We start from the raw sequence: 12,318 nt of genomic DNA on the forward strand, positions 1-12,318 counted from the left end.
TTATAGGTTGTAGCTCCATGGGAGCAAAATAGTAATAGACTATTATTTTGAGTATAGGTGATTAGCTCCATTGGGAGCGATATTAATCATCTGTAAAAAGATATTCCGTTTTATATTCAATATTATAGGATTTTAAAAAACCAATATATTCTTCTTTAAATGTTTTTACTTGATGGTGTTCTTCTTGATTTTTAATATAATCTAAAACATTATTTACAGCAGATTGACTTACCGTAAACGCTCCAAATCCTGTTTGCCATTCAAATTTACCATTTACAAATTGTTTTTCATTAATCCATTTAGATGAATTGGCTTTAATATCCCTTACCAAATCGGATAAATTGCAATTGGGTTTTGTGCCAATTAATAAGTGAACATGATTAGGCATTCCATTAATAATCATGAGCTTTTGGTTTTTATTAGAGATGATACCTGTAATGTATTTATACAACTCATCTTTCCACCTAACCGCAATGAGATTATTTCTGCCTTTTACTGCAAAAACAATATGAAAATACAATTGTGTGTATGTGTTTGCCATGATATTATAACGCTCCTATGGAGCTTAAATTAAATGTCTTATGTTTTTTGGCTATTCATATGTTGCCACGCCGTGGCATTTCCAATTTTATCTTATTCATATATCACGATGGTGTTATTAATCTATTATCATCTATCAATATGTTGCCACAATGTCGCTTCCTTCATTTTATATAGTATTCGTTTGTCTTCTCTTTTAGCTCCAGAGGAGCAAAATATTAATAAATAAAGCCTTGCGAAATGTTAATAGCTCTAGAAGAGCGATATTGTTTAAACATAAATATATGTTATTGTTTTAAGATAAACCGTTTCTAGTATACTCATACCACAACTTCTTTTTGAGTTAATTCTCCTGAAAAAGCTTTTTGAAGAATAGATTTTTTGAGGTCTTCTAAATCCTCTAACTTTTTAATATAGTTTGATTCAATTTGGATTGTTTTCTTCTGAAGAATCCCAAGAGATTTCAATAATTCATCTTAAGCTTCTATTATTGATGGAAAAGCAATTTTAAAATTTTCAATTTGTACTTTAGTAATTGCCTGTCTTGTAGCTCCTTGTTCTCCTATTCCTAATAAAAGGCTTTTAGTTTCTTTAGATGTTAAGGCAAAATGAAGAAATTTATTACTCATAATTCCTTCCTTAAGTCTAATTATTGAAACGTGTTGATTTACTCTCGCTGGTAAAAAATGTTTGTCAACAATACAACATCTTGCTACAGAAGCACCTGTGATATTTAATAAAACATCATTTTCTTCTATTGTAACATTACTTAGTTTATTTGCTTGTTCATCATCAATAAAAGCTAGTTTCTTATCACGAAATCCGTCATCATGAACATTCATGCTTCTTATTAAAGATATTCCAGATTCTTTATACGATGATTGTCCTCCTCTAGGTGTAGCACCACTTCCAATTTTTGTAGTTATATCTTTTATTTGCCTCTCTTCCCAACCATCTCCTTTTTGACTAAAAATAGCATTCAATTTAGATTGAAAAAGCTCTTTTGCGTTTACTATGTTTTTTTCAATATTGGCTTTGGCTTGCTCTATTGCAGTAAAAGCTTTGTCTAATATTGCTACTATTTGTTTTTGTTCTGAAAGTGGTGGTTTCCATAAAGGACAATTTAGAATATCTCCTTTTCGTAAGTTAGACTGATTTTCACCATTATTAAAAGCTAGAAAATATGAGTGCCTATTTAGTTGATAATAAAGGAAACCAATATTGAATTCTGTTGTCCGAATAGCGCAAATTCTTTGGTTTAGAGAATACTTATTATTTTCTTCAATTATGTAACATTTCGCAAGTGCTTTACCATTAGGTACGTCACTCATTACCATTACAATATCTTCCTCAAATAAAGGAAACATTTGTTTTCTTGTATTTTTTCGGACTTTGCCATCTCTTGAAATAAACTTTGAATTTACAACTACGAATGCACCTTCAACATCAATATCTTTTTCATGAGCTTTTCCGTTAAAAAACTTGCATGATTCGCCAAGTGTCGTCATTTCTTTACTCATGAAATAAGTTCTTTAATGTTAGATAAAATTGAACTTGTTTCTTCGTCAAGTGTATGCATCTCTTCTAAGATTACTTCTGGACTGCGTAACGCTTCTTCCTCAAGTTTATTTGGGTTTTTTGGTGCTAAATCAAAATTAGTTCCATCCATATCATTTACATTAAAAATCCAAGATTTTTCTGTATTTGATTTTTCTTTATAAATAGTAATAAACTCAGCCATATCCTCATCATTTAAAGGATTGGTTTTACCCATATTTCTACCTGCATCTAATTGATAATACCAAATCTTTTTAGTAGGTTCCCCTTTTTGGAAAAATAAGACTACTGTTTTTACACCAGCTCCTGTAAATGTACCTGAAGGCATGTCTAAAATAGTATGTAGATTACAACTCTCCAATAAGTGTTTTCTCAACGAAATAGAAGCGTTATCCGCATTACTTAAAAAAGTGTTTTTAATAACGATTGCAGCTTTACCTCCTATCTTTAAACTTTTAATAAAATGTTGTAAAAACAATGAAGCAGTTTCTCCTGTTTTTATATCAAAATTTTGCTGTACCTCTGCTCGTTCTTTTCCTCCAAATGGTGGGTTTGCCAAAATTACATGGTATCTGTTTTTCTCTTGTATATCTCGTATGTTTTCACCTAATGTATTAGTATGTACAATATTTGGTGCTTCAATACCGTGCAGAATCATATTCATAATTCCAATTACATACGCCAAATTCTTTTTCTCTTTGCCGTATAAAGTATCTTCTTGTAATGTTTTAAGATTATCGGTTGTTTTATCCATGCGCTGATACATGTAATCATAAGCTTCCACCAAGAAACCACAAGAACCTGCTGCTGCATCATAGACTTTTTCTCCTATTTGTGGGTCAACCACTTTAATCATGGCACGAATTAGCGGCCTTGGTGTGTAGTATTGTCCACCATTTCTACCTGCATTCCCCATGTTCTTAATCTTGGTCTCGTACAAGTGACTTAACTCATGTTTGTCCGTTGAACCACGAAAAGGGAGTTCGTCTGCGTATTCTAAAATCTCTCGTAGATTGTAACCAGATTGTATTTTGTTTTTAAGCTCAGAGAATATTTCACCAATCTTATATTCAATGGTATTAGCGTTATCTGCTTCTTGCTTAAACTTTGCCAAATATGGGAATAGTTTTCCGTCTACAAACTGTACTAAGTCTACACCAGTCATTGCAACATGGTGGTCTATTTTTCCTTCTGCATCTTTCGGCATTGCCCAATTTGGCCAGCGGTATTCTTCTGCTAAAATAAAACTGTACTCTTCACCTTTTAGTTCAGCTTCATCAGCTTTGTCTCGCTCTAACTCGTCTAAATAACGTAAGAATAGTACCCAAGAGGTTTGCCCTATGTAATCTAGTTCACTATCAGACCCTGAATCTTTGTATAATAGGTCATCTATATTTTTAAATGTTTGTTCGAACATGTGTTTTATATCTTTTTTTTATTGCTCTTATTAAGCGTTGTCTTTTGCTTTGGGTAAAAACAAATGTGCTATTTATGCACTTGGTTTTTTAAGTTCAATTTTTGCTTGTTCTTCTTGTAAAAAAATTTAAAGAGCACTATTTGATATGTCTGATTTAAATTTTGCCATAATTATTCAAATAAATCTTCCGCTTTTAAAACTCTGATACTGGGATTTATTTTATCAATTAGGTCACGAATTAATCCATTATTTTGAGTACTGACTCTGCTCCCCATTATAACCTCTTCAATTTGTACGTTAATGAACACTTGATTTATCTGAAAAACACGTTCTTCTTGTTCATAACCCCAAACTTCCAATTTATGACTTAAAATTTCTTTAGCAGTTTGACTGTTATAATTCGACTCATTAATGGTTGCAATACCGTCATATTGAATTAGCTGCACATCATATTTTATCTCGTCTATTCGAACACCAACTGCAATTCCTTTATGACCGTCTGCATAATGCGACCACATTAGCTGATTATTATTTACTCTTGACAAAGACAAAATTCTCAAGGTGCCTTTTTCTGCAAGAATTTTATCTCTAATAGACCTGTTCAATTCTCCGCTTTGATAATAGTACTGCCCTTCCATTGGGTCATTCAAATCTTTGTACGGTGCAGCATACAATCTGTTTTTCAAAATAATGTCTACAAAGTTTTTGAAGTTATCTAAACTTCTGTATTTATAAAGTATTTCGGTCATTCTTGGTATGATTATATACAATAAGTAAACAGCACAACAATTTGTATTATCTATGTTATCAAAGAACTAATATAAGAACTTTTTATCGTCTTAAAAATCTTAACACTAAGAACATGCTTTAATAAACAGTAAAACTTCGGAGGTAATTAAACCACCTTTTAAATAATTATATTAGAGTACACTCTTTGATAAACGATTAAAGAATAAATTCAAAACACATATTAAAATACTGTTTCACAGTGATAAACAGGCAAATAAATAGCTAAAAATAACCAGTTCATAAATATAAAAGTTTTTTTAAAAAATAGATAGTTGAAAAGAATAAATTAAAAAAGCTTAAAGAATCAGTTTTATAATTTTATAAGTCTAGAATACTTGTGTCTTAAAATCAATAGAGAAAAGAGTTTTTTTTTACCTCAGTTCTTTGTTGGCAACAGTTATTTGGTAAATATTTGTCGCCATAATTTGCAAATGTTGTCAAAGTCAATACCAGTGTTTGCGGGACTTGTGCTTGGTAAATAAACATATTTTAAACCACTTTTTCTGTCAAAATACTTATCGAAAAGTGTTTCGGATTTTGTCCCGTTGAAGCCGATTACTTTTAAATTCTTATGTCTTGCGATAAAGTCGTCCAAGTCATTTGGTTCTTCGTCTTCGATTGCACTGTCAAGGCTACCTTTTCTGTTCGCCTTGTGAGCTATGTCCCAAATTCCAATTTTAAATTTTAGTAGAAGTTCTTTTTTGTCGGAATATGTAAGCGGTAATTCGTTGTTGGTAATTGTCGAGATAATTTTCCAAAATCTGTTTCTTGGATGTCCGTAATATTCACCAAGTTCAAGTGATTTGTCGCCTGGCATAGTTCCTAAAATCAAAATAGCTGTGTCAGAATTTGAAATGGGGTCGAAGGAAGCTTTGGAATATGTTGAATTTACTTTTACTAAATGTTTTATGGCAGTTGGCTTCTTCGCCGTCGGTGCTTTTGTTTTAGTAGTTGGTTGTCCAATCAAAAAAACTGTTGAGCCGTCACGGTCGAAAATATCTGCATAATTTCTTATCCTGCCGTAAATTTGAAATGCTTGGATTGTTGAACCGTCCTTTTTCTGATACCATTTATTTTTATTCAACTCGTCAGCAATTTGCTGGGTCGTCATTGGTCGTCCAGTTTGTCGTAAAAGTTTTTCTATTGCTTGGTGTAATGTCATATTTTCTGTCAATTGACGGTCGTCCTACCATTGGCTATAATATATGTAAAACTCAAAAAGTTGTGTTTTCTGCATTTCATTTACATTATAAATATAGTAATTCTTTTATTGTCTTTAAAGTTTTAACATTAAAAACATATTTCTCTAAACTGAACTTAAACTTATATTTTATGACTCAGTAATTTTTTTAAATATCATTCATTGACTATTTTTAGTAATGGCAACAACTGTTTCCAACTTACTACTTAACAAGATTATTTATAACAGCCTCTTCAACACGTCCCTTAATTGGGGATTATCAATCACCTCATATTTATTTCTCCTCATTTCCAAAAGCTTAATCTCAATTGCTTTAAATTCTGTTTTTTTATTCTTTGAGATATAACTTATAATTTCATTTTGAAAAGAACTGCTGTTTTGAGTTGATTCTATAACCTGTTTCTTGATAGTTTTATAAAAGCCAATGTGTTTTCCAGTTTTAATGCAGGTAAGACTTGTAAATAATCTAATATGATCCATCAGGACGTAAATTAAACGAGGCTCAGCTAACTTTAATGTGTAAGATGCAAACATTATATATTGTAATTGTCTAGAGTCCTTACGGTCTTTAAATTGCTTTATAAATTTAAAATCCTCCTCTTTTACTTGGTAACCGTTTATGAAAAGATGTGAAATTTCGTTTTGATAATTTAAATAGTTTCTACTAAGCTCTTTTAAGGATAGGTTTAAAAAATGAGTAGTGAAACAAACAAACAAAGTTTGATTAAGCTTTACTTCATTTACATCTACTCTTATTTTACTAAAATTTAAAAGATGAGAAACCAATCCCATATAACCTTTATCCATAAGATGAATTAAAGGGGTGTCCATATCTAGAAATTGATTAAGATTAAAAATGGAATTTAAGTAAGATTGTTCTTCTTCGTTAAAATTGAAATTTTTTACAAACCCGTGATCATAGGGCTTGTCTTGTAATTTCATTTTCAAATTATGGACATAACTATCCACTATATATTTTCTCCATTTTATCAAAATTCGATCATGGGCTTTTTTATTATTTAATACTCAATTTGGCAAGCACAAGTTAAATATTTATAGGTTTTATATATTGCCCAATGCCATAATTTACTAAAGGTTCTACTGACATATATAATCTTTTTTTAGCTTTTCAAAAAATAGTCAAAAGCCTATTGAAGTTTGTTAGAAACTAAAGCTGTTTTTGAGTTGCTTATAGCTTTATTCCATAATTCGTCAAGCTTGTTACATTATGCTAAAGGTCTAATTAACTTATAATCTACGGCTATTGCAACATCAGTGGCCAATAGATGGGTTTACAATTGCCTTGGATTGGGGAACCAACGGGTTTGCAAAAACCCGTTGGTTCCCAGTTGGTTTTTCGTTGGCTCCCTGTTGGTTTTCCTGTTGGTTTTTCGTTAAACCCCCGTTGGTTCCCGTTGGTTCCCGTTGGTTCCCGTTGGTTCCCGTTGGTTTTGAGGTTAAAGGTTTCCGTTTTACCTACATAGGTAGAATAAAAACACAACAAAAAAGCTCAAAGAATCAGTTTTATGAATCCGTGAGCCTAGACTACTAGTGTTTCAAATTAAAGTAGAAAAGAGTTGTTTTTTACCTCAGTTCTTTGTTGCAAGGAGTTATTCTATTTTTTACTTTCTATTATTGACAAATTCACTCTCCTATTTTCAATCCTACTTTCCTCTATAATTGGTCTTCTCTCAAAAAACTTTTCCCCATAACTTTTTGTTTTTATTTTACTTGAAGGTATTCCTTTTGCAATAAGATATTTTTCAACTGAATAATTTCTTCTTTCAGATAATTCTAAATTATGTGATTTAGTTCCTAAGTCACAGGTGTAACCCTCAATTAACAGGTAACCTTTATTCAAGGCTTGATATTGTTCTATATAAAAATCAAGTAAAACAAAATCTGATTTATTTATCATTTTTGAATCAATTGTAAACATTAGCCCAATTGGAGTGAGCTGTTTTTTTTCTTGTAAAATTCTTTTAAATGATTCTATATTTGTGATGGATTCACCTATTTTGTCAATCTTGCTAGCTATTTCAGGGTTTGACGTATCTTCTATTTTAACCACTTCTTGTTTAAGTTGTAATGTATCTTTATCTATAATACCTTCAAAAGTAGATTTTGGCACTTGTTTATATCCATTTGAAAAATAAATTCCAACCACACCTAAAAGTACAATCAGTAATGCAGACCATAATAAAAATCTCTTTCTTTTTGACTTCTTTAAACATTCTTTACAAATTTTAATCTCATCATTTTCAAAATTACCAGTAGATAATAGTTGATTACATTTCTCGCATTTAATAGTGTTATTTTCCATTTTTTTAGTTATTAATTAAAACCATCTTTTAGATTTGACTTTACAGTCTATAAAATTAATTCCTGTTAATTTTTCTTTTTCTATAATATTTTTAAAAACATTAGTTACAAATATGTGAGTTGTTAATTGAGATATTTTAAAAATTGGTTCCACACCTATATCGTTAAAAACATATTCATTTATGTGCATTATACTATTGTCCTCAAAATATTCTAGTTTAGATTTCTTTATGTTTAAAATATCACTTTTAATATTTAAAAGATTTAATGCAAAATATTTTTCATTGTTTATTGCTATCGGTAGTAACTCAATACACTCTTCTGTTATAAGCTTATCAAGTTTTTCTAAAGCGTTTTTATTAATAACAGGTATTAAACCTGCTAAAAATGAAAAATTTCCTATAATATCTGATTCTTCTAAATTCCATTGCATTTTTGGAATATTCCAATCATCTTTCATTGGCTTACCTATAAATCCTTCATTAATTATATCAAGGCTCTCATCATTTGGAATCAATTCTGCAAAACCATATTCTTTTTGTAGTCTGTATATTTTCATTATTTAGTTCTTACAGTATTAAATGTTGTGTTTTTTAAATTAATTCTGTTTAGTGAAATTTTTCCAGAATATATCTCCTTTTTTACTTTACTCAGTAGTTCAATAAATTGTTGCTGATTTTTTGCGTTTTTCATTATTTCATATACTGCATCATAATATTTACAGTTATGACTCCCTTTATGAATTTGTCCTTTTGCTGTAGTTGTTTTGTACGCTTTTACTCCATTATCTTTATGTCCCCCAGGTAATCTCATACCATTTATAGCATTATTTATATCTATTTTATTTGTTTTTAATAATTGTTTTAAAAGTACAGATGAAGCACATCTAGAATCATTACCAATTATATGATGAGCTTGTGTACCTTTTATATATTTCTTACCAACAGCATTCATATTTTGTGATAAAACACTTCCACTTTTAGGCTCTGCTAGTAATTGTTTTAATATATTGTTTTTATCTTTTAATATTCTAATACTCTCTTTTGCATTTAGAGTTTGTTTACTGATACTCATTCTAAAACGCTTTGCTGTTCTAACAATTTTTTGGACTTTACCATTCTGTAATATTTTAACAATAAAGCGCTTACCGTATGTTTTGTTATAAATAAGTAATGGTTTAAACGTTTTTTTTATCACAGGTGTGATAAACCTACTTGTTTTACTCATTGTCTTTCCGGCAACTCCCGGTGCTCCAAGAGAAATTACTGCTAAAGTTGTATATCCTGCTGATTTCATTGCTGCTTTTTTAGCCATAGCAGTATCTCCTTCTTCATAATACTCTTTAGCATCAATACCTGACGATAAAGCATTCAGACTTTGGATACTTGCATAACCAGCTTTAGCTCCAAAGGCAACTCCTCCTGATATCGCGGCCACAACTAGACTTTTACCTCCTGTAATTGGTGCAGCTAAGATTGCTATTTCAGTAACTACAATAGCTCCAATCTCAATATACCCTAGTATATCACCAAATATATTAATTGATTCTTGATGTTTTTTATAGAATTCATTAGCTCTATGTGATAAACTCTCTTCAGATTGATTAAATACAGTATTTTGTTCTCTTTCTTTTTGTGTACTCCAAATCCCTTTATCTGTTGGAAATCCATTTTTCAAAGTACCTTCATATAAATCACCATTAGGAAATAAAATGCTTGCTTCCTCTGGAAATTTACCTTCATCATTCCATATAGCCGTAATTACAAGACTAGAATCTCCCTCTTTAAGATAAAGAGAGCCTTCTCCATATATTTTGCCGTTATAGAACTCTCCCTGATAACGACTACCGTCTTCATATGTAAAAATTCCAATGCCATTAAATAAGTCATTCTGAAACTCTCCTTCATACTTGTTCCCATTTTTATAAAAATAAGTACCTAAACTAGATTTAATATTTTGAGAAAAATTACCCTTGTAAATATCTCCTTCTTTTTTGTAGTCAATCTCTCCATAACCTGATACCACTCCAGAAGAAATATCTCCAGTATATTTATACAATCTTGTTTCTATTGTTCCTGTCCCATTTTGTATGCCATCTTGCCAATCTCCAATATAAAAATCTCCATTGTTATAACTATAAAATCCTATTCCATCAAACCTGTCTTCTTTCCATTCTCCTTGGTATAAATCCTTATTATTAAATAAGAAATCCCCATAGCCTTCTTTTTTATTATTCGAAAAATGGCCGCTATAAACTGAAGAATCAGAATAAACATAATACCCATTCCCATTTAATTTCCCTTGTTCAAATGCACCACTGAAATATGAATTTTTTGAAATTATCTCTGCATAACCATTTAGCAAACCATTATCCCATTCCCCAAATATGGTATCCTTTTTTTTATCTATAAATGTACCTTGCCCAGAAAAATATCCATTTTTCCAATTCCCATCATATTTACTACCATTCAAGAAAGAAATAACACCCTGTTCATTAGGCTTTCCATTTAACAGATAACCATAATATTCACCATTATTATAATGTATTTTTGTTTTCCCTGAAATCACACCATTTATCCAGATTCCATCGTTAGTTTGACCATTTTGATGATATTGAATACCTGTACCATTATAAACCCCAAATTTCCAGTGCCCAGAATATCTTAACTTTCCATTCCTGTAATAGTTTAGTAAACCATTAGGTTTTCCATTATTAAACTCACCTATGTATATCTCTTCATTTTCTTTTATTAATACTCCATTACCACTAAACAAACCATCCTTTAATTTTCCAATATACCTATCTTTATTTATTTCAAAAACATCATCATTGTCTATTGCTCCGAATAAAATATTTTTTAATGACAGTGTTTTAATTAAGGAATCACCTATAAAAACATTTAAATCACCAGAACCTATAATATACCTTTCAAAATGTTCACCATTCCATTCGTATGAATATTCATTTTCAATAGCAAAAATATAGTAGTCATTTTTAGTTTTAATCCAAGTACTTTCTTTAGGTGGTTGATAAGTACACCCCTGAATAATACTTATCAGAATAATATATATATATAATCTATATTTCATATATGCGTTCTTGGATTCAGGGTTCTGTTTTTTAATTGCCCCTAACGTGACGTGTCTAGTTTGTTGCGTGGTTAAGGAACTAAATTAGTAAACAAATATGGACTAGAGAAAACTCTTCCACAATTTTCTAAATAAGCACTTGCTGAAGCAATTAATTATACACTGTGTTTTGTGAAGTGCTTATTCTACTAATTTGGTTTTGATTATTTTCCATTTACCATATTTATATTCCAAAATCAGAATTTGTTTCCATCTTCTGGAAGTATGTAGAGGGTCGCTGGCGTAATAATCTGCAAATACAACAGCTTGATCGTTATAAGCATTTTCAAGTCTAACTTCATAAATTGTCACGTAATCAATTCCACCATATGCATCTGTTGAAGAAAACCAACTATATCCACCGTTTTTATTCCAACTTGGGTTATTTGTTAACGAGAATGCATTATAGAACTCTTCTTCATCTAAATATTTAAGAAAACTCTTTACAACTGAAGTTGGACCGTCAGACTGTTCTTTAGTTTCTATTTTGTAATCAGAGATTAAACTGTTATTTAAAAATCCAATGTAAAATCCGTCATCAGCTTCTACAATTATTTTCGTCCAAGAGTTATAAGTTAACTTATCAATAATCCTGATTTTATCATTTCGGTTAATTGTGGTCAAAACATTAGTAACTGTAGTCGGACCCAATCGCAAATTTGCTTCTGTCGCGGAAACATATTTACTAGGTAGCGCATATATTTTTGATACTTCTATATCAAATATTTCATTTACTGTCGCTTTAGATTCTGCTGTATTTAAATATTCTTTTTCGCCTTTTTTAAGGCTTTTCATTGTTGAGTTTTCGTTTATAGTAATATTATTTATGTACCCTATTGTTCCATTTGATATTACTTTATAAAAACCGTCTTCATATTCTAGGACTTTTACTCGACTTCCTTTCTCAATGGGACGAATTGCATCAAATTGATGTGGTTTTCTCCATAGCTGACCCTTAGAGCTTGTAGTTGTATAAATACTTCTAGAGTTATATGAGTTGTTGGATATACTTGTAGAAGTTTTATTGTAATTGGTTTTAGGATAAGTGTACTTGAATTCGAATATGAGTTTGTCGTGTATGTGAAGATGTATTACTGTCAGGTGTATATATCCAGCTTCTCCCGTATATGGATTTGTATTTCCACGAGTAGAGAAGTTATCTCTATTCGTGCTATTTGGTGCAGTCCGATAATACGGTTGAACATAAGTTCCGTTGCTTTTGTAGTACCCACTTACATAAACATGATTGGAATTTGTTTGCGCGAATGAAAACAAGAAAACAAAGAAAAGTAAAATTGTAATTATTTGTTTCATAGTTAGATTGGTTTTTTATGCATTACACACAGTGGTTGGTATATGACAA

At 30.6% G+C, this 12,318-nt stretch carries 12 protein-coding genes; 1 reads left to right on the forward strand and 11 read right to left on the reverse strand.

Annotated features, from left to right (window positions below; genetic code table 11):
• Nucleotides 1-82: 82 nt before the first annotated feature.
• The 7 genes from tnpA to P700755_RS18040 all read right to left on the reverse strand — a co-directional run bounded on the left by tnpA (nucleotide 83) and on the right by P700755_RS18040 (nucleotide 6,446).
• Entirely contained in the window at nucleotides 83-541 is a 459-nt protein-coding gene (tnpA, locus tag P700755_RS18010) for an IS200/IS605 family transposase (protein WP_015026044.1), read from the reverse strand.
• Nucleotides 542-860: 319 nt separating this feature from the next.
• Nucleotides 861-1,007 carry a hypothetical protein gene (locus P700755_RS20190; RefSeq protein WP_157609339.1) on the reverse strand — a complete coding sequence of 49 codons (147 nt, stop codon included), beginning with the start codon at nucleotides 1,005-1,007 and terminating at the stop codon, nucleotides 861-863.
• A 9-nt stretch (nucleotides 1,008-1,016) separates the two neighbouring features.
• Nucleotides 1,017-2,060, reverse strand: coding sequence for a restriction endonuclease subunit S (locus P700755_RS20330; RefSeq protein WP_015026045.1), 1,044 nt, complete (start codon nucleotides 2,058-2,060; stop codon nucleotides 1,017-1,019).
• Nucleotides 2,057-3,514 carry a class I SAM-dependent DNA methyltransferase gene (locus P700755_RS18025; protein WP_015026046.1) on the reverse strand — a complete coding sequence of 486 codons (1,458 nt, stop codon included), beginning with the start codon at nucleotides 3,512-3,514 and terminating at the stop codon, nucleotides 2,057-2,059. The genes P700755_RS20330 and P700755_RS18025 overlap by 4 nt, the downstream gene beginning before the upstream one ends.
• Nucleotides 3,515-3,684: 170 nt before the next feature.
• Nucleotides 3,685-4,263, reverse strand: coding sequence for a DUF2971 domain-containing protein (locus tag P700755_RS18030; protein ID WP_015026047.1), 579 nt, complete (start codon nucleotides 4,261-4,263; stop codon nucleotides 3,685-3,687).
• A gap of 437 nt (nucleotides 4,264-4,700) precedes the next feature.
• A complete protein-coding gene (locus P700755_RS18035) occupies nucleotides 4,701-5,465 on the reverse strand; it encodes a DNA-deoxyinosine glycosylase (protein WP_015026048.1) in 765 nt (254 codons plus the stop codon).
• 258 nt (nucleotides 5,466-5,723) lie between these two features.
• Complete coding sequence (locus tag P700755_RS18040; RefSeq protein WP_245535970.1) at nucleotides 5,724-6,446, reverse strand: DUF7829 domain-containing protein; 723 nt, start codon at nucleotides 6,444-6,446, stop codon at nucleotides 5,724-5,726.
• A 322-nt stretch (nucleotides 6,447-6,768) separates the two neighbouring features.
• Between P700755_RS18040 and P700755_RS20195 the strand changes: the two genes are divergently transcribed.
• On the forward strand, nucleotides 6,769-7,056 hold the full coding sequence (locus P700755_RS20195; protein ID WP_015026050.1) for a hypothetical protein: 288 nt from the start codon (nucleotides 6,769-6,771) through the stop codon (nucleotides 7,054-7,056).
• Nucleotides 7,057-7,119: 63 nt separating this feature from the next.
• Here the strand turns inward: P700755_RS20195 and P700755_RS18880 are convergent, their stop codons facing one another.
• The 4 genes from P700755_RS18880 to P700755_RS18885 form a co-directional block, all read right to left on the reverse strand.
• Entirely contained in the window at nucleotides 7,120-7,827 is a 708-nt protein-coding gene (locus P700755_RS18880; RefSeq protein WP_015026051.1) for an OmpA family protein, read from the reverse strand.
• 15 nt (nucleotides 7,828-7,842) lie between these two features.
• Nucleotides 7,843-8,385, reverse strand: a complete 543-nt coding sequence (locus P700755_RS18055; RefSeq protein WP_015026052.1) for an imm11 family protein — start codon at nucleotides 8,383-8,385, stop codon at nucleotides 7,843-7,845.
• Complete coding sequence (locus tag P700755_RS18060) at nucleotides 8,385-10,916, reverse strand: AHH domain-containing protein (protein WP_015026053.1); 2,532 nt, start codon at nucleotides 10,914-10,916, stop codon at nucleotides 8,385-8,387. Before P700755_RS18060 ends, P700755_RS18055 begins: the two co-directional genes overlap by 1 nt.
• A gap of 180 nt (nucleotides 10,917-11,096) precedes the next feature.
• Nucleotides 11,097-12,269: an SH3 domain-containing protein gene (locus P700755_RS18885; protein ID WP_015026054.1), complete on the reverse strand. Its 1,173-nt coding sequence runs from the start codon at nucleotides 12,267-12,269 to the stop codon at nucleotides 11,097-11,099.
• Between the last annotated feature and the right edge of the window lie 49 nt (nucleotides 12,270-12,318).

Origin of the sequence: Psychroflexus torquis ATCC 700755 (assembly GCF_000153485.2) — a bacterium.
GTDB lineage: Bacteria > Bacteroidota > Bacteroidia > Flavobacteriales > Flavobacteriaceae > Psychroflexus > Psychroflexus torquis.